Annotated in this window: 21 protein-coding genes; 11 read left to right on the top strand and 10 right to left on the bottom strand. The window is 60.6% G+C overall.

Annotation, left to right across the window (positions count from 1 at the left end; all coding sequences use genetic code 11):
* The first annotated feature begins 195 nt into the window (after positions 1-195).
* The 5 genes from AB1462_RS27490 (at position 196) to cobA (ending at position 5,992) form a co-directional block, all read left to right on the top strand.
* On the top strand, positions 196-1,395 hold the full coding sequence (locus AB1462_RS27490; RefSeq protein ID WP_367248498.1) for a CmpA/NrtA family ABC transporter substrate-binding protein: 1,200 nt from the start codon (positions 196-198) through the stop codon (positions 1,393-1,395).
* Between the two features lie 13 nt (positions 1,396-1,408).
* Positions 1,409-1,984 (top strand): ANTAR domain-containing response regulator, encoded by a 576-nt coding sequence (locus tag AB1462_RS27485; protein ID WP_027603690.1) that lies wholly within the window; start codon positions 1,409-1,411, stop codon positions 1,982-1,984.
* A gap of 356 nt (positions 1,985-2,340) precedes the next feature.
* Entirely contained in the window at positions 2,341-3,552 is a 1,212-nt protein-coding gene (locus AB1462_RS27480) for a NarK/NasA family nitrate transporter (RefSeq protein ID WP_090400334.1), read from the top strand.
* Complete coding sequence (locus AB1462_RS27475) at positions 3,552-5,222, top strand: bifunctional protein-serine/threonine kinase/phosphatase (protein WP_090409768.1); 1,671 nt, start codon at positions 3,552-3,554, stop codon at positions 5,220-5,222. Before AB1462_RS27480 ends, AB1462_RS27475 begins: the two co-directional genes overlap by 1 nt.
* A 26-nt stretch (positions 5,223-5,248) precedes the next feature.
* Positions 5,249-5,992 (top strand): uroporphyrinogen-III C-methyltransferase, encoded by a 744-nt coding sequence (gene cobA, locus AB1462_RS27470; protein ID WP_259193739.1) that lies wholly within the window; start codon positions 5,249-5,251, stop codon positions 5,990-5,992.
* 60 nt (positions 5,993-6,052) lie between these two features.
* Here the strand turns inward: cobA and AB1462_RS27465 are convergent, their stop codons facing one another.
* The 8 genes from AB1462_RS27465 to ppsA form a co-directional block, all read right to left on the bottom strand.
* A complete protein-coding gene (locus AB1462_RS27465; protein ID WP_090400337.1) occupies positions 6,053-7,033 on the bottom strand; it encodes an OmpA family protein in 981 nt (326 codons plus the stop codon).
* Between the two features lie 107 nt (positions 7,034-7,140).
* Positions 7,141-7,731: an RNA polymerase sigma factor SigX gene (sigX, locus tag AB1462_RS27460; RefSeq protein ID WP_057009210.1), complete on the bottom strand. Its 591-nt coding sequence runs from the start codon at positions 7,729-7,731 to the stop codon at positions 7,141-7,143.
* An 87-nt stretch (positions 7,732-7,818) separates the two neighbouring features.
* Entirely contained in the window at positions 7,819-8,643 is an 825-nt protein-coding gene (locus tag AB1462_RS27455; RefSeq protein WP_003175519.1) for a mechanosensitive ion channel domain-containing protein, read from the bottom strand.
* A gap of 2 nt (positions 8,644-8,645) precedes the next feature.
* Complete coding sequence (locus AB1462_RS27450; protein ID WP_015885347.1) at positions 8,646-8,891, bottom strand: hypothetical protein; 246 nt, start codon at positions 8,889-8,891, stop codon at positions 8,646-8,648.
* Positions 8,892-8,977: 86 nt separating this feature from the next.
* The gene (locus tag AB1462_RS27445) at positions 8,978-9,973 is read right to left on the bottom strand and encodes a zinc transporter ZntB (RefSeq protein ID WP_090400339.1); all 996 of its coding nucleotides are present in this window, start codon (positions 9,971-9,973) and stop codon (positions 8,978-8,980) included.
* A 25-nt stretch (positions 9,974-9,998) separates the two neighbouring features.
* On the bottom strand, positions 9,999-10,490 hold the full coding sequence (gene rraA / locus AB1462_RS27440) for a ribonuclease E activity regulator RraA (RefSeq protein WP_027603684.1): 492 nt from the start codon (positions 10,488-10,490) through the stop codon (positions 9,999-10,001).
* Between the two features lie 188 nt (positions 10,491-10,678).
* Positions 10,679-11,668 carry an alpha/beta fold hydrolase gene (locus AB1462_RS27435; protein ID WP_090400341.1) on the bottom strand — a complete coding sequence of 330 codons (990 nt, stop codon included), beginning with the start codon at positions 11,666-11,668 and terminating at the stop codon, positions 10,679-10,681.
* Positions 11,669-11,774: 106 nt separating this feature from the next.
* Positions 11,775-14,150 carry a phosphoenolpyruvate synthase gene (ppsA, locus tag AB1462_RS27430; RefSeq protein ID WP_090400342.1) on the bottom strand — a complete coding sequence of 792 codons (2,376 nt, stop codon included), beginning with the start codon at positions 14,148-14,150 and terminating at the stop codon, positions 11,775-11,777.
* Positions 14,151-14,327: 177 nt separating this feature from the next.
* On the opposite strand from ppsA, the gene AB1462_RS27425 reads away from it, so the two are divergent.
* Positions 14,328-15,146 (top strand): pyruvate, water dikinase regulatory protein, encoded by an 819-nt coding sequence (locus AB1462_RS27425; RefSeq protein ID WP_003193298.1) that lies wholly within the window; start codon positions 14,328-14,330, stop codon positions 15,144-15,146.
* A gap of 52 nt (positions 15,147-15,198) precedes the next feature.
* Here the strand turns inward: AB1462_RS27425 and AB1462_RS27420 are convergent, their stop codons facing one another.
* Positions 15,199-16,623, bottom strand: coding sequence for a PLP-dependent aminotransferase family protein (locus AB1462_RS27420; protein ID WP_367248472.1), 1,425 nt, complete (start codon positions 16,621-16,623; stop codon positions 15,199-15,201).
* Positions 16,624-16,783: 160 nt separating this feature from the next.
* On the opposite strand from AB1462_RS27420, the gene AB1462_RS27415 reads away from it, so the two are divergent.
* Genes AB1462_RS27415 through AB1462_RS27395 form a run of 5 tightly spaced genes read left to right on the top strand, consistent with a single transcriptional unit; the run spans position 16,784 to position 22,254 of the window.
* Positions 16,784-17,677: an EamA family transporter gene (locus tag AB1462_RS27415; RefSeq protein WP_167361139.1), complete on the top strand. Its 894-nt coding sequence runs from the start codon at positions 16,784-16,786 to the stop codon at positions 17,675-17,677.
* A gap of 23 nt (positions 17,678-17,700) precedes the next feature.
* Positions 17,701-19,563 carry a molybdopterin-synthase adenylyltransferase MoeB gene (moeB, locus tag AB1462_RS27410; protein ID WP_367248470.1) on the top strand — a complete coding sequence of 621 codons (1,863 nt, stop codon included), beginning with the start codon at positions 17,701-17,703 and terminating at the stop codon, positions 19,561-19,563.
* 15 nt (positions 19,564-19,578) lie between these two features.
* Positions 19,579-20,493, top strand: a complete 915-nt coding sequence (locus tag AB1462_RS27405) for a PLP-dependent cysteine synthase family protein (RefSeq protein WP_090400349.1) — start codon at positions 19,579-19,581, stop codon at positions 20,491-20,493.
* Positions 20,494-20,530: 37 nt separating this feature from the next.
* The gene (locus AB1462_RS27400; RefSeq protein WP_259193745.1) at positions 20,531-21,523 is read left to right on the top strand and encodes a serine O-acetyltransferase; all 993 of its coding nucleotides are present in this window, start codon (positions 20,531-20,533) and stop codon (positions 21,521-21,523) included.
* A gap of 2 nt (positions 21,524-21,525) precedes the next feature.
* A complete protein-coding gene (locus tag AB1462_RS27395; protein WP_367248468.1) occupies positions 21,526-22,254 on the top strand; it encodes an alanyl-tRNA editing protein in 729 nt (242 codons plus the stop codon).
* Between the two features lie 139 nt (positions 22,255-22,393).
* On the opposite strand, the gene prpD is transcribed toward AB1462_RS27395, so the two are convergent.
* Positions 22,394-23,881: a 2-methylcitrate dehydratase gene (prpD, locus tag AB1462_RS27390; RefSeq protein WP_367248466.1), complete on the bottom strand. Its 1,488-nt coding sequence runs from the start codon at positions 23,879-23,881 to the stop codon at positions 22,394-22,396.
* Positions 23,882-24,101 lie beyond the last annotated feature (220 nt).

Raw genomic sequence — 24,101 nt, 5'->3', positions numbered from 1 at the left:
CGGCTGGCTGCGCCCATCGGCCCGTGGCATGTGCCTTGCTTTGCACTCTGTACAGAGCGCGCACCAACGGCGGAGCGGGCTTACGGACAAAGGCGTCGTTACCCGCAATGGCCTTGCATCGCCATCTGAGGGAACGACGCTTTTTTTTGAAAGAAAAGGTAGGTGTTGATGAACGATTCGGTTGGCAAAAGCCCGATGAACGACCCGCTGGCCTGGGTCAACGGCAGTGATGCCCCGGAGAAGAGCAGCCTTGACCTGGGGTTCATGGCCTTGAGCGATTGCGCATCCCTGGTAGTGGCGGCGACCCAGGGCTTCGCACAGCCTTATGGCTTGACCCTGAACCTCAGGCGCCAACCTTCATGGGCCAACCTGCGGGACAAACTGGTCAGCGGCGAACTGGATGCGGCTCACAGCCTGTACGGGTTGGTCTATGCCGTGCACCTGGGCATCGGCGGCGTGGCACCTACCGACATGGCAGTATTGATGGGACTGAACCAGAACGGTCAAAGCATCAACCTGTCCCACAGCCTGCAGCAGCAGGGCGTGGTCACTCCTGAGGCACTGGATCGCCACGTGCACCAAAGCCGAACAAAACTGACCTTCGCTCAGACCTTTCCCACAGGTACTCATGCCATGTGGTTGTACTACTGGCTGGCGAGCCAAGGCATTCATCCGTTGCAGGATGTGGACAGCGTCGTGGTGCCGCCGCCGCAAATGGTCGCGCACCTGCAGGCCGGGCGTATCGATGGCTTTTGCGTCGGCGAGCCCTGGTGCGCCAGCGCCGTAAAGCAAAACCAGGGTTTTACCCTGGCGACCACCCAGGCGATCTGGCCGAACCATCCGGAAAAGGTGCTCGGCTGCACCCAGGCCTTTGTCGACCAATACCCCAACACCGCACGCGTGCTGGTGATGGCGATCCTGGAGGCCAGCCGCTTTATCGAGCAAAACACCGAAAACCGTCGCTCCACCGCACAATTGCTCAGCAGCCGCGAGTACCTCGATGCCCCGCTCGACTGCATCGAGCCACGCTTGCTGGGCGCCTACGACGACGGCCTGGGCAACCAGTGGCAAGACCCCCACGCCCTGCGCTTTTTTGCCGATGGCGAGGTCAACCTGCCCTACCTCTCCGATGGCATGTGGTTCATGACCCAGTTTCGACGCTGGGGCCTGCTGCGCGAAGACCCTGACTACCTGGGCGTTGCTCGCCAAGTGCAACAACTGGCGCTGTATCGTCAGGCAGCCGAGGCACTGGGCCTCAGCGACAACGGGCACGACATGCGTAGCAGCCAACTGATCGACGGTAAAATCTGGGACGGCTCGGACCCCGCCGTCTACGCGCGCAGCTTCCGCCTGCATGCCATGGCCGACCACACCAGCCGCCAAGCCTTGCGCTGACAGGAGGACTTCCATGCTGCGAATCCTGCTGATCAACGACACTCCGCGCAAAGTCGGCCGCTTGAGGACAGCACTGATCGAGGCTGGCTTTGAAGTGATCGATGAGTCAGGCCTGACCATCGACCTGCCTGCGCGCGTCGAAACGGTGCGCCCGGACGTCATCCTGATCGATACCGAGTCACCGGGCCGCGATGTGATGGAGCAAGTGGTGCTGGTAAGCCGCGACCAACCCCGGCCCATCGTGATGTTTACCGACGAGCACGACCCCGACGTGATGCGCCAGGCGATCAAGTCCGGGGTCAGTGCCTACATCGTCGAAGGCATTCAGGCCCAGCGCCTGCAACCGATCCTCGACGTCGCCATGGCCCGCTTCGAGAGCGACCAGGCCTTGCGCGCCCAGCTTCAGGCGCGGGACCAGCAGTTGGCCGAGCGCAAGCGCATCGAGTTGGCCAAGGGCATGCTGATGAAAATGAAGGCCTGCAATGAGGAAGAGGCCTACACCCTGATGCGCCGCCAAGCCATGAGCCGCCAGCAGAAACTGATCCAGGTGGCGGAGCAGATCATCGCCATGAGCGAACTGCTCGGTTAAACATCCGCAGCTGTCGAGCTCCAGCGAGGCTGCGTCGGCCGCGACTCGGGCGTGAATCGGCAGCGCGCCTGACGCAGCCTCGCTGGGGCTCGACAGCTGCTACGGGTTTGCGCGGAGCTGGAGAAGACGGGACCTACGGCCGGCATGTTGGCGCAGGACTTGCTAAGTAATCATCACAGGTAGCCAACGGCGGTTGCCCCTCCACGACAAAGACGTCGCACACCCGGTTTGCCCTCGCGAACCCGGTGGCGGCGTTTTTTCGTTTTGGCCCACTAGCACTGGGCCGGTGGGGCGGCCCTAGCCGGCTGTTCCATCACCAGGCCTTCTTACAAGACTCCCAACCGTTGAGGTGCGTGATGAAATCAAGCTTCTGGAAATCCGGGCACACCCCGACCCTGTTTGCCGCGTTCCTGTATTTCGACCTGAGCTTCATGGTCTGGTATTTGTTGGGTCCCCTGGCGGTGCAGATCGCCGCCGACCTGCACCTGACCACCCAGCAACGCGGCCTGATGGTAGCGACGCCGATCCTGGCCGGCGCGGTGCTGCGCTTCCTGATGGGCATGCTGGCGGACAAGCTGTCGCCCAAGACCGCCGGGCTGATTGGCCAGGTGATTGTGATCGTCGCATTGTTCGGCGCCTGGAAGCTGGGGATTCACAGCTACGAACAAGCCTTGTTGCTGGGGCTGTTCCTCGGCATGGCCGGCGCATCCTTTGCAGTGGCGCTGCCGCTGGCGTCCCAGTGGTACCCGGCCGAACACCAGGGCAAGGCGATGGGCATCGCCGGTGCCGGCAACTCGGGCACGGTGTTCGCGGCCCTGCTGGCCCCTGTGCTGGCGGCGGCGTTTGGTTGGAGTAATGTATTCGGCTTTGCACTGATTCCGCTGATCCTGACCCTGATCGTCTTCGCCTGGCTGGCACGCAATGCGCCCGAGCGGCCGAAAGCCAAGTCCATGGCCGATTACTTCAAGGCCCTGGGCGACCGCGACAGCTGGTGGTTCATGTTTTTCTACAGCGTAACCTTCGGCGGCTTTATCGGCCTGGCCAGCGCCCTGCCCGGCTATTTCAACGACCAATACGGCCTGAGCCCCATGACTGCCGGCTACTACACCGCCGCCTGCGTGTTCGGTGGCAGCCTGATGCGCCCACTGGGCGGCGCCCTGGCTGACCGTTTCGGCGGGATCCGCACCCTGCTCGGCATGTACAGTGTCGCGGCGATCTGCATTGCGGCAGTGGGTTTCAACCTGCCGAATTCCTATGCGGCGCTGGCGCTCTTCGTTTGCACCATGCTCGGTCTGGGCGCGGGCAATGGCGCCGTATTCCAGCTGGTGCCACAGCGCTTCCGTCGTGAGATCGGCGTGATGACCGGCCTGATCGGCATGGCCGGCGGCATCGGCGGTTTCGCCCTGGCCGCGGGCATGGGCGCAATCAAGCAGAGCACCGGCAGCTATCAACTGGCCCTGTGGCTGTTCGCCAGCCTGGGCGTCCTGGCCTGGTTCGGCCTGCATGGCGTCAAGCGTCGTTGGAGAACCACCTGGGGTTCGGCGGCAGTGACCGCTGCGCGCGTCTGATGAGCCTGCAACTGAGCGTCGCCCATGCCAGCGCCATCGGCCCACGGGCGGAAAACCAGGATGCGCTGCGGGTCGTCACCCCCGCAGCGGAACTGGCGGCGAGCAAAGGCTACCTGTGCGCCATGGCCGACGGTGTAAGCCAGTGCGCCGACGGCGGCCTGGCGGCACGCTCGACCTTGCAAGCCCTGGCCCTGGATTACTACGCCACGCCGCAAACCTGGGGGGTGGCGCAGGCATTGGAGCGTTTGCTGCTGGCGCAAAATCGCTGGTTGCAGGCCAATGGCGGCGGCCAGCCGTTGCTGACCACCCTCAGTGCCTTGGTCTTTCGCGGTCAGCGCTTCACCCTGGCCCATGTCGGTGATTGCCGGGCGTATCGCTGGCTGGACGGTGAATTGCAGCGCATCAGCGAAGACCATGTGTGGGAACAACCGGGCATGCAGCACGTGCTTAAGCGTGCCCTTGGCCTGGATCAGCACCTGGTGCTGGACTTTCTCGACGGCCAATTGCGCCAAGGTGAGTGCTTCCTGCTGCTCAGCGATGGCGTCTGGGCCACGCTGGGCGATCACAGCATCAGCGCGATCCTGCGCGAACAAACCGACCTGGACCTGGCGGTGACCACGCTGGTCAATGCCGCACACCTGGCGGGCAGCCAGGACAATGCCAGCGCCTTGCTGGTGCGCGTCGACACACTCGGCGCCGCCACGCTCGGCGACGCCCTGGTGCAGTTGCAGCAATGGCCCTTGCCCCCGCTGCTGAAATCCGGGCAACGCTTCGAAGGCTGGCAGGTGGACAGCGTGCTGGCGCAAAGCAGGCAGTCATTGCTGTACCGGGTGCGCGACGCCCAACAGCAACCCTGGCTGCTGAAAACCCTGCCACTGAGCCGCGACGACGACAGCGACGCCGGCCAGGCATTGCTGTCGGAAGAGTGGTTCTTGCGGCGGGTAGCCGGCCGTGCATTTCCTGAAGTGCATGCCGCCAGCGGGCGTCAACATTTGTACTACGTGATGCGTGAATACCCAGGGCAAACCCTGGCCGAGCTGTTCCAGCACCAGGGCCCCTTGCCCCTGGCGCAATGGCAGTCCGTAGCCGAGCGTTTGCTGCGCGCAGTGGGCATGCTGCATCGGCGACAGATCCTGCACCGCGACATCAAGCCGGAAAACCTGCTGCTGGGGGACGACGGTGAATTGCGCGTACTTGATTTCGGTCTGGCGTACTGCCCCGGTCTTTCAGAGGACCGTGCCCATGTACTGCCTGGCACCCCGAGCTTTATCGCGCCCGAAGCGTTCAATGGCGACCGTCCGACAGCCCAGCAGGATTTATACAGCGTAGGTGTCACCTTGTACTACCTGCTGACCGGGCATTACCCCTACGGGGAAATCGAAGCCTTCCAACGGCCTCGATTTACCCAGGCGGTCAGCGCCAGTCGCTATCGTCCGGATCTCCCGGATTGGCTCCCCCTGAGCCTTGAACGGGCCGTGGCCGCACAACCGGCGCATCGCTACGAAACCGCCGAGGAATGGCTGCTGGTGCTGGAACAGGCTGACCGCCAGGAACTGAGCATCCGCCCCAGGCCCCTGCTGGAGCGCGAACCGTTGAAGGTCTGGCGCACCCTGGGCCTGGTCTCGATGCTGATCAATCTGATTCTTCTGTATTCACTCCTTCACAACTGACGTCGGCTCTAGACGAGGAAAACCCCATGAACGCAAAAGTCTGGCTGGTGGGCGCGGGCCCTGGCGATCCGGAGCTGTTGACCCTCAAGGCTGTACGGGCCCTGCACGAAGCCGATGTGGTACTGATCGATGACTTGGTCAACCCGGCGGTGCTGGAGCATTGCGCCGAGGCGCGAGTGATCACGGTCGGCAAGCGCGGCGGCTGCCGCTCGACCCCGCAGGACTTTATCCACCGCCTGATGCTGCGTTACGCCCGCCAAGGCAAGTGCGTGGTGCGGCTCAAGGGTGGCGACCCGTGCATTTTCGGGCGCGGTGGCGAAGAGGCGATGTGGCTGCGTGAACGTGGCGTCGAGGTTGAACTGGTCAACGGTATTACCGCTGGGTTAGCGGGCGCGACAAATTGCGCGATTCCACTGACGTTGCGCGGTGTCAGCCGCGGAGTGACCCTGGTCACGGCCCATACCCAGGACGACAGCAGCCTTAATTGGCGCGCGCTGGCGGAAGGCGGCACGACATTGGTGGTGTATATGGGAGTGGCCAAGCTGGAAGAGATTCGCCAGCAATTGCTGGAAGGTGGGATGGCGGCCGATATGCCGGTGGCGATGATCGAAAACGCATCACTGCCCCAACAGCGCGAATGCCGCAGTGAGCTGTCGCGGATGCACGAAGACGCCCAGGCATTTGCCTTGAAGAGCCCTGCAATCCTGGTGATCGGCGCCGTTGCCGCCACCGAACAGGCCGCCTGCATAGCCTCGGCGGCCAGCGCCTGAGGCAAACAGCAGGCGAAAAAAAGCCCGGCCTGAGCCGGGCTTTTTTCTACCACTCAGTAATTACTGAGCTTGAGCTTCAACCGACGCTTCTACGCGACGGTTAACAGCACGACCAGCTTCAGTTGCGTTGTCAGCAACTGGGCGGGATTCGCCGTAACCTACAGCAGTTACACGGCTAGGAGCCACGCCGTCTTTAACCAGGACTTGCTTAACAGCGTCAGCACGACGCTGGGACAGCTTCTGGTTGTAAGCGTCTGGACCTACGGAGTCAGTGTGACCAGCAACTTCTACGTTGGTAGCTGGGTACTGAGCCATGAAGTCGGCCAGGTTTTTCACGTCGCCGTAGCTGTTAGGCTTAACAACGGCCTTGTCGAAGTCGAACTTCACGTCCAGCTCAACACGAACAACCTGGGCAACTGGAGCTTCTGGCTCTGGAGTTGGCTCTGGAGCTGGTGCTGGGGTAGGAGCTGGAGCAACTGCGCCAGCGTTACCGCCGAAGTTCACGCCCAGGCCGACCAGTGCGGAGTAGTCCCACTTGCCGTTGTCCAGACCGTAGTCAGCTTCAACACCGGCACGAGCGTACAGGTTGTTGGTGAAGTAGTACTTAACACCGGTACCAACGATGGCTTGAGTGGTCTGATCGCGACCGCTGTGGCCGTCAGCCAGTACGTTGGTACGGCTCTGGTGACCGAAACCGCCTTCTACGTATGGACGCAGGCTGTCAACGCCAGCCTGACCGAAGTGGTACTGAGCAGTCAGGCTGCCGGTATCACCTTTGATCTTCTGGTTGCCAGTACCGTCGTTCGAACGGGTGTGGTTGGTTTTGTCGTACGACAGGTTCAAGGACAGGTCGTCGGTCAGGAAGTAACCGATGCGAGCGCCAGGATTGTAGCCGTCTTCGATGTGCTTAACGCTATCGTTGAACTGCTTTTTGTAGAACAGCTCGCCTTCAACTGCGCCTTGGCCTTGTGCCAGCGCGCCGAAAGAAGTAGCGGCAATAAGAGTACCAATGGCCAAGCCCAAGGTGTTTTTCAGTTTCATCCGTTAAATCCCCATCTGGTGATTGTAAAGCAGTCCCACAAACCGGGGGACAACTCGGCGACAAGTCTAACAGAACTTGCCTACACGTAAGAGATATTTGCCACGCACTAAGTTTCAGTCTCGCCCGCAAATTTCTCACGTAATTTATCAAGAGCACGTTTGTAACGCATTTTTGTAGCACTCAAACCCATGTGCATGATGTCAGCGATTTCCTGGAATTCCAGCTCTGCGACAAATCGTAGCACCAGAATTTCCCGGTCAATCGGGTTCACATACACCAGCCAGCGATCAAGTCCGCCCTTATCCTCGGGTGCCGGCGCCTTTTCTTCAGACGCCTCCTCAAGGGGGTCGAGACTCAAAGCGTCCATCAAGCGACGCTTTCGCCGTTCCTTCCGATACTGCGTGATGCACTCGTTGTAGGTGATGCTGTAGAGCCATGTCTTGAACTTCGATTTGCCCTCGAAGTTCTTCAGGCCATACAACACCTTGAGCATCACTTCCTGACAGACATCATCCGCATCTCTATCGTTCCCTAAATACCTTGAACAAACGTTGAACAGAGTGCGTTGATACCTGCGCATCAATTCTTCATACGCGCGAGTTATGTGAAACAGCTCCGTGTGCGCGCGCGCGACCAACTCCTCATCAGAGAGCTCACGGGGGTCATAGCGCGTGGACAGCGTTTGGGCTTTATTCAAAACAAGTCGTGCCGACAGTCAGGTCAATGTCCGCTACAGCCCGGTCAGCCGGGTTTGCGGCGGCGTACATTAGCAGGGTTTGCCGGATTAGCGGCTACTGACCTGCTGCTCGAGGAGAATCCGATTGGACAACGACACCAGGTCGCCGTCATCGGTCAGCACCGTAGTCTTGACTGTGCCGATCTCCTCGATTTGCCCTTCGACCTCGCCCACACGCACCTGCTGCCCAACTTGATACAACTCACGCACATAGATTCCCGCAAGAATCTGGCCGGCAATTTCCCGGCTTCCCAAGCCCATGGCCAGCGCAACGGCCAGACCAACGGTAATCAAAACGATCACAATCACGTGGTTGAGCAGGTCAGTCTTGACCTCCAACTGGCTGATCGCGACCGAAATACTGATGATGATCACCAGCCCCTGGGCGATTCGACCCAGGCCAGCGGCATAATCCAATCCCACACCTTCAGCGGCGCCGCGCACCAGCCCATTGGCCAGTTGTGCAAGCAACACGCCTACGAGAAGCACCAGTGCGCCACCGAAAACCTTCGGCAGATACAGCGCCAGCATGTCGAGCGTAGCTGAAACTCGCTCAAGTCCAAGGGATTGAGCCGCAGAAACCAGAAAAATCAGCAAAACGAACCAATAAACGATCTTGCCGATCAACGTGGAAATCGGTACTTGCAACCCTGCCCGGCCCAGCAACTTGGTCAGGCCAGTGCCGGCCATCAGGCGGTCGAGGCCCAGTTTTGCGAGCAATTTGGACAGCAGGGTGTCGAGCAGCTTGGCCACGACAAAGCCCAGCAACACCAGTACCAGGGCACCAAACAGGTTGGGAATGAAATTCGCCACCTTGGTCCACAATGCGGTCATCGCGGTGACCAGGCTCTGGGTCCAGAGATCAAGTTCCATATTCAATCAGCCTTATCAGCAGTGCGAGCAAGAGGTTTACGACGGGAAACGGGCGATACGTGGGCCGAACCGTTGTTCAGGGCCATCATCAACGCCGGCATCCAGCGGCCGAGCAGACCGAACAGGTCACCCGCGCCCACCTGACGGTTAGCGGTTTTCAACACGCGGCCCAGGCAGGCATCGTCATCGCGGTTGGACGGCGAGGCATTGAGCATGTCACGCAAAGACTGTTCGAACGGATCGTGCATAAAGACCTCTCGCAAGTGTTTTAAAAGACGAGGGTAAAATTCCTGGGGTCACATAGGACCCTTCCTACGTTCAGCTCATATTCAGCTCAAACCCAGCGCAATCGTCGAAACAGCCACCATTGTCCGAGCGCCACCGATACCATCAACAGGCATGCAATCACGAATCCGTAGGGGCTGGCGGAGAATGGTATGCCACCCACATTTATACCCAGCAAGCCGGTCAGGAAACTCATCGGCAGAAAGATCCCCGTGATGATCCCGAAGCGGTACATGGTGCGGTTCATGCGCACGCTCAAGCGCCGGTCTTCGGCCTCAAGCACAAGCCCCACGCGCTCCCGGGTCAATTCGAGCTCCTCCAGGTAGCGGGTCAGGCTATTGTTCAATTCGTTCCAGTAGTCGGCATCGTCGTCACAGAACCACGGCAATTTTATCCGCGTGAGCTGGGCAAAAATATCCCGCTGCGGCGACAGGAAACGCTTGAGCCCGGCCGCTCGGCGACGGATCTGCAAAACACTGCCATGTTCAGGAGTGTACCGTTCGTCGGTATCGAGTTTTTCTTCCTCTGCATCGACGATTTCCGACAAATCCGTGACCAGATCCTGGACCTTGTTGGTCAGGTACTGAGCCATATAAAGGATGAGCTCCGACGCGGTTTTCGGCCCCTTGCCATCCGCCAACTGCACCAGCAACTCATCGGTGGCGCGCAGCGGGCGCAGACGCAGGGAAATCACGCGGCTGGCGGCAGCGAAGATACGCACCGAGACCATGTCCTCCGGCTCGGCCCCCGGATTGAGGTTGACCCCGCGCAGAAACAGCAGCAACTCGGCATCCGGCAGCGGTAACAGGCGTGGGCGGGTGTTTTCCTCCAGCAGCAGGTCACAGGCGAATTCGCTCAAACCGCTGGACTTGCGCAGCCAGGTCTGGGTTTGGGGATGGCTGCGATCCCAATGCAGCCACAGGCTTTCCTGGGGCTGCAGTTGCAACTCGTCGAGCTCAGTCCGGGCAATCGAACGCGCACCGCCTTTACCATCAAGCACCAGGGCATGCACCAGCCCCCACTGCGCGTTTTCTTCCTCGAACATCCTCACCCCTGTTGGTTATTGCAGTTTATTCAGGCATTTGCAGCGGGCTTGGCGAGACGATTACGCCATTATTGTCGGCATAGATGTACTCACCTGGGCGGAACGTTACACCCGCAAATGTCACCACGACGTTCAGGTCGCCGATGCCGCGCTTATCGGTTTTCATCGGATGACTGGCCAGCGCCTGGACCCCTAGATCGGTCTGGGCGATCACATCGACGTCACGGATGCAGCCATAGATCACCAACCCCTCCCAACCATTTTTCGCGGCTTTCTCGGCGATCATGTCGCCCAGCAGTGCGCGGCGCAGGGAACCACCCCCATCGACCACCAGCACCTTGCCGGCGCCCGGCTGGTCGGCCTGCTCCTTGACGAGGGAGTTATCTTCGAAGCATTTGATGGTGACAATCTCGCCGCCAAAGGAATCTCGGCCGCCGAAGTTGCTGAACATCGGTTCGACCACCTGCACCAGGTCCGGGTAGGCGTCGCACAGGTCGGGGGTCACGTAATGGTTCATTGAAAAATTCCTTTCCGTCAAAGAAGTGTCTTTCGAAAGAAGCACCGGCCGGAGCCGGTGCGCAACATCCCATCCGCTTCGGCGCAACGCAATAACCACTGCGCGACTGAATATGACCAGAAGCGTTTAACGCGTCATATATTAGCCGCAACCACACACGAGCGAAACGCCCTTGGCAGAGCCTTGGGTCAAACTACGACTAATGCCTCAGGCTTGGCACCCAACAAAGGTGTCAACGGATCGTTTAACCATTGCTCAACCAGCGGCCAGACCTCAGCCTGGGCGGCTTTGCTGACCAGCATTTCCACATGTCCGAAATCACCGGTAAACCCTTGCTGACGCCCCAGGCACAGGTATTGACGGTGCTCGGAGCCAATCTGCTCGAACAGCTTGCGGCAAGCCCAGTCCGGATCTTGCTGATCGCCCGCCGCGCTGACGGCCAACAGCGGCACGTCGACGTCCGCCAAGCCTTTCCACCAATCCCGCTTACCTTCGCCAAAGCGACCGAACAGGCCATTCCAGCGCATGGCTTCGATCAGCACACCCGCCGGTTCGTCCTCCGGGCCCCGCTTGAGCCGCGAGCCGGACACTTCGCCGAAGCGCTTTAAAAGCAGACGGCCGGTCCACTCCACCGGCGGAAGTTTCAATGGCCAGTGGCTGCGACTGACCTGACAGCCAAACAGCGCCACCGAGGCCACCGCCGGCGCACCAAGGTGCTGCCCACCCAGGGCCGCCGCCAGGGTAGTGCCGCCGAGAGAATGACCAATCCAATGGGGAATCTGCGCACTTTGCTCACGCACAAACGCGCCAATGGCCGGCAAATCGTAACGCGCGTAGTCAGCGACGCGGTTGCGGGCGTAGTCCTGATTGCGCCGGGACAGCCCATGACCACGCATTTCCGGGATCCACACATCGAACCCCTGGCGTGCCAGGTAAGCGCCCAGGCCGATACCCTTGGGCGAGTACCAGAAACGCCGGTTGGAAAAACTGCCGTGCAACAAAATAACCGGGATGCCCCGGTTTTCCGGGACATCGGCCAGGCCCAAACGGGTAACGGCCAGCTCGACGGTACCGTCGGGGCTGTTACCGGGCTTGAGGCGGTACACATCTTCACTCAGGTCGCCACGACGTTCAGCGCTGATCAGGGCGACGGGAAACAGGTTGCTGCTGCTTTGCATAATGCTCTTGCACAAAAAAGGGCGGCGTCCGGAAGGAGTTCCGCCCTGCACAGATAAGAATGCCGGTCACCCTCGACGAGTGACCGGCACTTTTGACATAACGACCTTAGGCGGACGCTTGGCCTTCCGCCAGGAAGAACCAGGTTTCCAGCACGGAATCGGGGTTCAGCGAGACGCTTTCAATACCCTGCTCCATCAGCCATTTGGCCAGGTCCGGGTGATCGGAAGGGCCTTGGCCGCAGATACCGATGTACTTGCCGGCCTTATTGCACGCCTGGATGGCGTTGGCCAGCAGCTTCTTGACCGCAGGGTTACGCTCGTCGAACAGGTGAGCGATGATCCCGGAATCGCGGTCCAGGCCCAGGGTCAGCTGGGTCAGGTCGTTGGAACCGATAGAGAAACCGTCGAAGAACTCCAGGAACTCTTCGGCGAGGATGGCGTTGGATGGCAGTTCGCACATCATGATCACGCGCAGGCCGTTTTCGCCTCGGGACAGGCCGTTTTCGGCCAACAGGTCGACCACTTGGCTCGCCTCGCCCAGGGTACGTACGAACGGCACCATGATCTCGACGTTGGTCAGGCCCATCTCGTTGCGCACACGCTTGAGGGCGCGGCATTCGAGCTCGAAGCAGTCACGGAACGCTTCGCTGATGTAACGCGAGGCGCCACGGAAGCCCAGCATCGGGTTTTCTTCTTCCGGCTCGTAGAGCTTGCCGCCGATCAGGTTGGCGTATTCATTGGACTTGAAGTCCGACAGGCGCACGATGACCTTTTTCGGGTAGAACGCCGCCGCCAGGGTGCTGATGCCTTCCACCAGCTTCTCGACGTAGAAGCCCACCGGGTCGTTGTAGCCGGCGATGCGCTTGTCCACGCTTTCCTTGATGTCCGGCGGCAGGCCGTCGTAGTTCAACAGGGCCTTGGGGTGCACGCCGATCATGCGGTTGATGATGAACTCCAGGCGGGCCAGGCCCACACCGGCGTTCGGCAACTGCGCGAAGTCGAAGGCACGGTCCGGGTTGCCGACGTTCATCATAATCTTGAACGGCAGGTCGGGCATGGCGTCGATGGAGTTTTGCTTGATGTCGAAGCCCAGTTCGCCTTCAAAGATGAAGCCGGTATCGCCTTCGGCACAGGACACAGTCACGCCCTGGCCGTCCTTGAGCAGTTGGGTGGCGTTGCCGCAACCGACCACTGCCGGGATCCCCAGCTCACGGGCGATGATCGCCGCGTGGCAGGTGCGCCCGCCACGGTTGGTGACGATGGCGCTGGCACGCTTCATCACCGGTTCCCAGTCCGGATCGGTCATGTCGGAAACCAGCACGTCACCGGGCTGGACTTTGTCCATCTCGGACACGTCCTTGATAATCCGCACCTTGCCGGCGCCGATGCGCTGGCCGATGGCACGGCCTTCCACCAGCACGGTGCCGGTTTCCTTGAGCAGGTAGCGTTCCATGACGTTGGCCGAGGTACGGCTTTTCACGGTTTCCGGACGCGCCTGCACGATGTACAGCTTGCCGTCGTCACCGTCCTTGGCCCATTCGATGTCCATCGGGCACTTGTAGTGCTTTTCGATGATCATCGCTTGCTTGGCCAATTCGCTGACTTCCGCGTCGCTCAGGCAGAAACGCGAGCGCTCGGCCTTGTCGACATCCACGGTTTTCACCGAACGACCGGCCTTGGCCTCGTCGCCGTAGATCATCTTGATGGCCTTGCTGCCCAGGTTGCGGCGCAGGATGGCCGGGCGGCCGGCTTCAAGGGTGTGCTTGTGTACGTAGAATTCGTCCGGGTTGACCGCGCCTTGTACAACGGTTTCGCCCAGGCCGTAGGCGCCGGTGATAAACACCACGTCACGGAAGCCCGACTCGGTGTCGAGGGTGAACATCACGCCGGCGGTGCCGGTTTCCGAACGCACCATGCGCTGCACACCGGCAGACAGGGCCACCAGCTTGTGGTCGAAACCCTGGTGCACACGGTAGGAAATGGCGCGGTCATTGAACAGCGAGGCAAATACTTCCTTGGCTGCGCGGATCACGTTTTCCACGCCACGGATGTTCAGGAAGGTCTCTTGCTGACCCGCGAAAGAAGCATCCGGCAAGTCTTCGGCGGTGGCCGATGAGCGCACGGCAACGGCCATGTCAGGGTTGCCCGCCGACAATGTGGCGAAGGCGCTGCGGATTTCTTCGTTGAGCTTCTCGGGGAACTCGGCTTCCATGATCCATTGGCGGATCTGGGCACCGGTCTTGGCCAGGGCATTGACATCATCGACGTCCAGGGCATCCAGCGCGGCGTGGATCTGAGCGTTGAGGCCGCTCAGTTCGAGGAAATCGCGGTAAGCCTGGGCCGTGGTGGCGAAACCACCGGGCACCGACACACCAGCGCCTGCAAGATTACTGATCATCTCGCCGAGGGATGCGTTCTTGCCCCCTACGTGCTCTACATCATGGACGCCGAGCTTATCGAGGGAAACTACGTACTCTACCAAGGTGATCTCTCCACTAACTGTGTTGGAAAAGCTCAGGACGCTGGCTGCTCGTAGGAGCGATTACCCGCGTTTGTGGCCTGGACCTGGAAAATAAGTGAGAATGCAGCCCACTATGGGACGGCAAAATCGCGCCTATCATATCCAAGATTCGTCATCAGCTTAAGGCCCAGGGCTCAAATGAAACGATCTGCTTTCTTTATCTCCGATGGCACCGGCATCACGGCCGAAACCCTGGGTCAGAGCCTGCTCGCGCAGTTCGAAAACATTACCTTCGCCAAATTCACGCGGCCCTATATCGACAGCGTGGATAAAGCGCGGGCCATGGTACAACAAATCAATCTGGCCGCTGAAAAAGACGGCTTTCGGCCGATCATTTTCGACACCATCGTCAATCAAGACATCCGTGAGATTCTCGCAACGTCGAATGGTTTCATGATCGACATTTTCTCGACGTTCCTGGCGCCGCTGGAACAGGAGTTGAGCGAACACTCCTCCTATTCGGTCGGAAAGTCCCATTCCATTGGGCATAACTCCAATTATATGGAGCGTATCGAGGCGGTGAACTTCGCCCTCGACAACGACGACGGCGCCCGCACCCATTACTACGACAAGGCCGACCTGATCCTGGTCGGCGTGTCGCGCTGCGGCAAAACGCCCACCTGTTTGTACATGGCCATGCAATTCGGCATCCGTGCGGCCAATTACCCGCTGACCGAAGACGACATGGAGCACCTGACGTTGCCTGCGGCCCTGCGCGCCCATTCGCACAAGCTGTTCGGCCTGACCATCGACCCGGACCGCCTCACCGCCATCCGCAACGAGCGCAAGCCCAACAGCCGCTACTCCAGCTATGCCCAGTGCGAATTCGAAGTGCGCGAAGTAGAAAATCTGTTCCGTCGCGAGAATATTGCGCACATCAATTCCACGCATTTTTCGGTGGAAGAGATTTCGGCGAAGATTCTGGTGGAGAAAGGTGTGGAGCGGCGCTTCAAATAACCTGAGGGAGGGGCAGGCCCCCTCCCACATTTGGGTCGGCGTACATTCAAATCTACAGGTGGAACCTGCCCCCGCCCTGCCCCAACGCCGTCGCCAACGCATCAAACCCCGCCCGCAACAACTGATCATCGCCCGACGTATTGCAAATGCTCGCCCGGATAAACTGCGGCACCGCCGTCTGCCCCACGGCAAACGCCTCGGCGGTGGCGATCAGGTAATTATTCTGCTTGAGCTCCGCCTCGATTTCCGACGCGCGCCAGGGCTCCGGCACTTCGATCCAAAAGTGCGGGCTGTTCAGATGGGTGCGATACGCCAGGCCCGCCAACAAATCCTGCACGAGGGCTTTGCGCCGGCTGATCTCGTTGATCTGCTGGCGCAGCAGGTATTCCGCCGTACCGTTTTCGATCCACTGGGTCGCCAGTTCCAGCGTCACTGGCGTAGCCATCCAGCAGGTGGAGCGCAAGGCCGCCGAGATTCGACTGACCAGCGCCGGGGGCGCATGCACATAGCCCACACGCAGCCCGGCAGACACAGCCTTGCTCAGGCTGCTGATCAATATCGTACGTTCGGGGGCGAAATGGCTGAGGGGCGGCGGACGGTCTTCAACTAATACGCCGTGGGCTTCGTCCTCAAGAATCAGCAGATTATGTTCCCGGCACACCTTCACCAGTGCTTCGCGGCGCGCCACCGATAACACCGCCGTGGTCGGGTTCTGGATGGTCGGCGTGCAATACAACGCTGAAATCCGGTGATTACGACAGACCTCATCCAGCGCGCTCGGCAGCACCCCTTCTTCGTCCATCTCCAGGCCGATCAAGCGGATACCCAGCATGCGCGCGGCGGTGATCAGCCCAGGGTAAGTCAGTTGCTCGGTGACCACCGTATCGCCGGCGCGCAGCAGGGCCATCATCGCGCAGAGCAGGCCATGCTGGCCGCCGTTGACGCAGATCACCTGCTCGGGAATTGGATGAAAATCACGCTGCACCAGCCACTGCGCGCCCGCGTCGCGATAACGCGGCAGGCCGGCGTCCGGGGTGTAGGCGCTGATGTCCTGGAGGAACTTGGCGTTAGTCGCAAGGGTTTGGAAGCTCTGTGCCAGGAAGGTGGTTTCCTGACCCGGGATATGCATGTTGCGGCTCATGTCGAAGTACTGGCGCGGCTCCTCACTGAAGTTACGAAAGCCTTCATCACGCTGGCGCTCCATCCCACGCTTGCGTACGAACGTGCCGTCACCGACGCGCGCCACCACCAACCCCAGGCGCTCCAGCTCACCGTAGGCGCGGCTGATGGTGCCGATGGTCACCCCCAGATTGTCGGAAAGCACCCGATGAGGCGGCAGTTTTCGTCCCGGCTCAATCAAGCCTTCGAGGATGCCCCGTTCCATGACATCGGACAGGCGCTTGTACTTCACGCCCTGCCCGTTGGACAAGCCCTCACGCATAATTGACACCATGTCAATATTTGTTTTGACAGCCATCTTTCGCCCTAATAGTGTGCTTTTACGGGTTCAATCGCCGAATTTCATAACTCATTACAAGTTCAATATAGAGTTCAATTCAGGCTCAGGGAAGCAATAAACGATGCCAATGTCAGCCGTTCTCGAAAACACCGCCAAAACCAAAACGCAAAAACAGTGGTTGGCCGGGCTGGTGACCAGTGTGATGTTCCTGATCGTGTGCCTGAGCTGGGGCACCACCTGGCTGGGGATCAAGATCGCCGTGGAGAGCGTGCCGCCGCTGACGTCCGCCGGCCTGCGCTTCCTGATCGCCTTCCCGCTGTTCCTGTGTTTCGCCATGGTGCGCCGCGAGCCCATCCTGTTTCCCCGTGAGAGCCGCTGGTTCTTCGTGTTCGTGACCCTGTCCTACTTCAGCGTGCCCTACTACCTGCTCAACTACGGCGAGATGCATGTGTCATCCGGCCTCACCGCCCTGCTGTTCAGTTGCATGCCGGTGTTTATCCTGATTTTCTCCGCGTTGTTCCTGCGCGAGCGCATCTACTTTTCCCAGGTGGTCGGCATCGGTATCGGCTTCGGCAGCCTCTACATGATCATCAGGAGCCAGGGCCTGCACCTGGACCACGCCGAGTTCTTCGGGGTGCTGGCGATCCTGACTGCCGCGATCATGCATGCCTTGTGCTACGTCATTACCAAGCAAAAAGGCAGTGCCATCAGCGTGATCACCTACAACACCCTGCCCATCGGCATTGCCGGGCTGATGCTGTTCGTGGCCGGGTTGTGGTTTGAAACGCCGACCTTCGAAAACATCACCCTGCGGTCCTGGAGCGCACTGTTCTACCTGGGGCTGGTGGCTTCGGTGGGAGGGTTCATCGTGTATTTCATGCTGCTCAAGCGCTTGAGCCCGATCATCCTGTCGTTCGTGTTCATCATCTTTCCGGTGTTCGCGGTGATCATCGGAGCCTGGTACGAAGGCGTGGCGATTTCCCGCGACCTGATGCTGTATTCGGCCATCCTGCTGGCCGGCTTTGCGATCACCAAGTTGCCCGTTGAAAAACTCCTGGCCAAGAAAAATTGACCTTCCATCAACGCGAGAGAAACATGGACGTCCTCCGCCCAAAAGCCCTGGAACAGATCTACGCCCACGCCAGCCGCAGCTACCCCGAGGAATGCTGCGGCTTTGTCTTCGCTGACGGCTGCGTGTACCTGGGCAGCAACATCCAGAACGAACTGCACCGCAAGAACCCCGAGATGTACCCGCGCAGCGCGGCCAATGGCTACACCTTCTCGGTGGCCGACACCCTGCTGATGAACAAGGCGTTTCGCAGCGACAACCCGGTGGTGGTGATCTACCACTCCCACCCGGATGTCGGCGCCTATTTCAGCGATGAAGACCAGGACAAGGCCCTGTTCATGGGCGAGCCGATCTACCCCGTCAGCTACTTGGTGGTCGACGTTCGCCAGGGCCAGGCCCTGGGCTCCAAGCTGTTTGCCTGGGATGGCAAGCATTTCGCCCTTAACCCCTTCAACGACCTGCACACGGAGTTGTCCATGAACGCTGTCTCTTTCCCCGACATTCTGGTTCGCGTGGCCAAGCTGCCGGAATCGACCCTCGTGGGCGCCGGATCGACATTGCGCGAAGTCATTGAAAACCTCTGCAGCAGCCACCCGCAGTTGCGCCCCCACCTGTTTCACGAAAAGAACAACCAGCTCAAGGAACACTTCCTGTTCACCGCCGAGGAAGAGCTGATCGATGCCGATGACCGGCTGCCGGAAAAAGCCAGGATCGAAGTATTGCTTGCCACGTCCGGAGGGATGGACGTCGATGGCCTCAGCAACGAGGAAGTGCAACGTTATGTGCGCCATATCACCCTGCCCGGCGTCGGCCGCGAAGGCCAGCTGAACCTCAAGAAGGCCAAGGTATTGATCATCGGTACCGGCGGCCTGGGCTCACCCATCAGCCTGTACCTGGCGGCGGCCGGTGTCGGCACCCTGGGGCTGGTGGATTTCGATGTGGTGGAAAGCAGCAACCTGCAACGCCAGGTCGTCCACGGCAACAGCACCCTGGGCATGCCCAAGGTCGAGTCCGCCAAACAGCGCTTGCAGGACCTCAACCGCCATATCCAGATCAACGCCCACAACACCGCCCTGAACGCCGATAACGCCCTGGAACTGGTGGGCGCCTACGACCTGGTGATCGACGGCACCGATAATTTCGACACCCGCTACCTGGTCAACGACGCTTGCGTGCAATTGGGCAAACCTTTGGTGTACGGCGCCATCTACCGCTTCGACGGGCAGATCAGCGTGCTCAATTACAAAGGCGGGCCGTGCTACCGCTGCCTGTTCCCCAGCGCACCGCCCGCAGAGCTGGCGCCCAATTGCAGCGCCGGAGGGGTGATCGGCGTGCTTCCTGGGGTGGTCGGGATGATCCAGGCCACCGAGGCCATCAAACTGTTGATCGGCATTGGCGAGCCCCTTTCCGGCCGGTTGATGCGTTTCGATGCGCTGGCCATGAAGTTCAGCGAAATCCGCTTCAAGCGCCGCACCGACTGCCCGTGCTGCTCCGACCTGCGCCACAGTGAAATCCAGGCGCCGACCGTATGCGCAGATGCCATGCCCAGCCAACCGTCCCTGGCCGAAGAGCGCTACATCAAGCCACGCGTACTCAAGCAGGTACTCGAACACCACAGCAGTGCCGACGTGCTGCTGGATGTGCGCGACGCCAGTGAACTGGAGGTGTGCAAATTACCGGGGGTGGTGCATATCCCCCTGGCCGAGCTGGATGGCCAACTCGGTCGCCTCAGCCGCGACAACACCCATTACCTGATCTGCTACGCCGGCACCCGCGCCGAGCAAGCGGCCAGCACCCTGCTGGCGGCGGGCTTCGCCAACACCAAAGTCCTGCAAGGTGGCATGAAACACTGGGTTCGCGACGTCGAACCCGACATGCCGTTGTACTGATCCGGGGGCTGACCGATGTTGCATAACTCGATCCTCGACGTCATCGGCCACACACCGATCGTCCGCCTGGCGCAGTTTTCCGAAGACCTCGGCATCGAGGTCTACGCCAAGCTCGAATCCCTCAACCCTGGCGGCAGCCACAAGGCGCGCATCGCCCTGGGCATGATCCTCGATGCCGAACGGCGCGGCGTGCTGATCCGTGATTCCGGGCAAACCATCATCGAACCCAGCGGCGGCAATACCGGCATCGGCCTGGTGATGGCCGGCAACGTGCTGGGCTACAAGGTGGTGCTGGTGATCCCGGACAACTACAGCCCCGAAAAACAGAAGCTGCTGCGCCTGTACGGCGCCAAGGTGGTGCTCTCCGACAGCCGCCTCGGCAACAACTCCCACGGCGAAAAATGCATGGAGCTGCAGCTGGAAAACCCCAGCTACGTGATGCTCAACCAGCAACGCAACGGCGCTAACCCGCAGACCCACCGTGACACCACCGCGCCGGAAATCCTCCGCGCCTTTGGTGATCGCCGTGTTGACTATTTCGTCAGCGGCATCGGCACCGGTGGCCATATCACCGGTATCGGCGAAACCCTTAAAGTCGCCTGGCCCGCCCTGCGCGTGATGGGCGTGGAGCCGGAAGAATGCGACCTGCTGAAAAACCAGCACGCGCCGCACCATATCCAGGGCCTGTCGATCGGCCTGATCCCGAGCATCCTCAACCTGGACGTGATCGACGGCATGCTCAAGGTCTCGCGCCAGGACTGCATCGACATGATGAAACGCATCATGCGCACCGACGCCATCAGCCTGGGCCTGTCCTCCGCCGCCAACATGGTGGCCATCGCCAGGCTCGCCCCCGAATTGCCGCCCGAAACGGTGGTGTTGACCATGGTCTACGACAATGCCGACAGCTACCTGCCCAGTTTCGAATAACGGGTTTTCCAACCATCCAGAATGCGGGGGTGCCTCCATGGGCGGCTTTATCGACATGCAACAGTTGCACGATGAGTTGCTCACCCAGCTCATCAAGACCCTCACCCCCATGCAGATGAAGCAGCTGGAGCCGCACCTCGCGCCGCTGATCCAGAATGCCGCCCAGGCGGTGGCCGAAGACCTGATCGCGTATGCCTATCGCGACCCCGCGTCGCGTGGGCGTGGTGAACTGATCCTGGAGTCCTACGCCTCGTTCAAGGCGGTGCTCTATTACCGGCTTGCGCACCTGGTGTGGAATTTCCCCGACCAGACCAACGGCGTGTTTTCACGCATCGCCCTCAAGCTCAGCAACCAGGGCAAGGTCTTGTCCGGGGCCGAAATCCACCCGGCGGCGCGTATCGGCCGGCGCTTTGTGCTCGACCACGGCTACGGCACGGTGATCGGCGAAACCTGCGAGATCGGCAACGACTGCTACATCCTCTGCGGCGTGACCCTGGGTGCCCGTGGCATCGCCAACAACCCCGACGGCAAGCGCCATCCGCGCCTGGGCAACAACGTCGAGGTCGGCTCCGGCGCCCGTGTGCTGGGCTATGTGCTGATCGGCGACAACGTGTTTATCAGCCCCTCCTGTGTGATCACCCAGGACGTACCCGCCGGCACCAAGGTGAAGGTGGTGAACCAGATCCAACTGCAAAAAAACGATGAATCGGACCACAGTAACTACCTCGGTGCCTTCGCCCTGGATGAGCGCCTGCACGTGGTCGGCGAGGTTAATGCCAGCCACAAGGTCACGGTGCTGGACGCAGACTTTCACCCGTTGCAAGGCTTGATGCTGGAGCCGACGGTGAAGGAGCGTCACCACCTGCAATTCAGGCTGCATCGCCTCGAGTCCGGCAACCATCTGCCGCGCCTGCCGCTGAACTTGAAAGTCTGCGGGCCGGAATTCGAAATCACCCTGCTCTCCCCCCCTGGCTTGAGCGCGATGGTGCGCCACCTGCTGCAAGCCAGCCCACTGATCGTCGGAGGTTGAACATGTCCGTGCACACCATGGAAACCCTGGCGCTGTTTGACAGCGCGCCCTACCAGAACGCCTTCAGCGCCCGGGTGATTGCCGTCAGCGAACACGGCATCGCCCTGGAGCACACCCTGTTCTACCCCACGGGTGGCGGCCAACCAGGCGATACCGGCCACTTGACCCTGGCGGACGGTACGCGGGTCGAAGTGACCGGCACGGTGCGCGACCCGGTGCTGCGTTCGATCATCTGGCACCAGGTGGAACACTGCCCCGAGCAGTTGATCGCCGGAGTGTTGGTGGACGCCGGCCTGGATTGGGAACGGCGCTACCAGCACATGAAAATGCACACCTGCCTGCACCTGCTGTGCTCGATCATCGACGCACCGGTGACCGGTTGCAGCATCAGTGCCGACAAAGGTCGCCTGGATTTCGACCTGCCGGAAATGACCCTTGACAAGGACAGCATCACCCGTGACCTCAACGCGCTGATCGAACAGGCCCACGAGGTCAAAGCCCTGTCGATGCCTGCTTCGGAGTACGCCACCCTGCTGCAGATCACCCGCACCCAGGCGGTTGCGCCGCCAGTGATCCAGGGCTCGGTACGGGTGATTGAAATCGGCGGGATCGATATCCAGCCGTGCGGCGGTACCCATGTGATCAACACCGAGGAAATCGGCCGGGTGTTCTGCGAGAAGATCGAGAAGAAGAGCAAGCACAACCGCCGGGTGATCCTGCGGTTTGAGTGAACACGATTCAAAGTGTGGGAGGGGCGGTGCGACGATTCGACTTGCCCGCTCGCCACAGGTTACTGTTTGCCCGTTCTATCTCTTAACTGACTGGCATTAGGGCAAGCCCCCTCCCACATTTTTAGTCCTGCGTCGCCTGCTAGATCACGAACAGGTCCATGAAACGGTTGACCGGCGTCGCCTCAAGCTTCGCCTGGTCCTTGCACAACGCAAAGATCTCGGCACTGCGCTGCGCGGTAAACCGCGTGGCCAGGTTGGCCTTGAACTTGTCTTCCAGCAACGCAATGCCATCCCCTCGACGACGGCGATGACCGATCGGGTATTCCACCGCCACCTGCTCGGTGCTGGAGCCATCCTTGAAGAACACCTGCACCGCATTGGCGATGGAACGCTTGTCGGCTTCCAGGTATTCACGGCTGTAGCGCGGGTCTTCGACGATGACCATCTTGTTACGCAGTTCATCGATGATCGGATGCGCCGCGTGAAACTCATCCTCGTACTGCTCGGCCACCAGGTTGCCGAATGCCAGGGGCACGGCGGTCATGTATTGCAGGCAATGGTCGCGGTCGGCGGCGTTGGCCAGGGGCCCGACCTTGGAGATGATGCGAATCGCCGACTCATGGGTGGTGATCACGATGCGCTCGATGTCGTGCAGGCGATCCTTGACCAACGGATGCAAGGTCACCGCGGCTTCACAGGCGGTTTGCGCGTGGAACTCGGCGGGGAAGCTGACCTTGAACAGCACGTTTTCCATCACGTAGGTGCCATAAGGCTGGGACAGGCTGAACGCACGCTTGTCCTCGGGCTTAAGCGCCAGGTCATTGTTGGTGTGGCTGAACAGCACATCGTAGAAGCCCCATTGCGGCGCGCTCAGCACACCGGGGATGCCCATTTCGCCGCGCAGGGCGATGTCCGCCAGGCGTACGCCGCGACTCGACGCATCCCCCGCCGCCCAGGATTTGCGCGAGCCGGCATTCGGCGCATGCCGGTAAGTGCGCAAGGCCTGGCCATCGACGAAGGCGTGAGACAGCGCCGACAGCAGCTGCTCGCGATTGGCGCCCATCAGCTTGGCGGTGACCGCCGTGGAGGCGACTTTCACCAACAGCACATGGTCGAGGCCGACGCGGTTGAACGAGTTTTCCAGGGCAATCACACCCTGGATTTCGTGGGCCATGATCATCGCTTCCAACACCGCGCGCACGGTCAGCGGCGCATCGCCATTGGCCACGCGTTTTTGCGACAGGTGATCAGCCACGGCAAGGATGCCACCGAGGTTATCCGAAGGATGACCCCATTCGGCAGCGAGCCATGTGTCGTTGTAGTCGAGCCAGCGCACGATGCAGCCGATGTCCCAGGCCGCCTTGACCGGGTCCAGGCGCAACGATGTCCCCGGCACCCGCGCGCCAAACGGCACCAACGTGCCCTCGACAATCGGCCCCAGGTGCTTGTTGGTGCACTCGGGAAAACGCAGGGCCAGCAGGCCGCAACCGAGGGTGTCCATCAGGCAGTTACGGGCGGTGTCGAGGGCGTCCCGGGAGTCGATCCGGTAACTGAGGACATAGTCGGCAATGTCCTGCAGGACCTGGTCGTAGTCGGGGCGGTTGTTCTGGTCGACGTTGGTGCTCATGGCAGATCTCCAAAGTGAGTTAGGTTTGTTGCATCCTCAGGGTCAGGGTTGATCGTTTCGCAGGTCTGAATGCCTGTTTATGACTGTGGGAGGGGCCTTGCCCCCGATGGCCATAAGTATCTACACAACTTCAGTAGGATAACGCGTAGCAGCTGTCGAGCCTTGGCGAGGCTGCGTTTGCGGCGCGTCTGACACAATGCCAACGCAGCCTCGCCAAGGC

This window comes from Pseudomonas sp. SB113 (genome assembly GCF_040754745.1).
GTDB classification, from domain to species: Bacteria; Pseudomonadota; Gammaproteobacteria; order Pseudomonadales; family Pseudomonadaceae; genus Aquipseudomonas; species Aquipseudomonas grimontii.
Note: the sequence above shows the minus strand (reverse complement) of the source record. Positions and strands in the feature narration are given on the sequence as shown.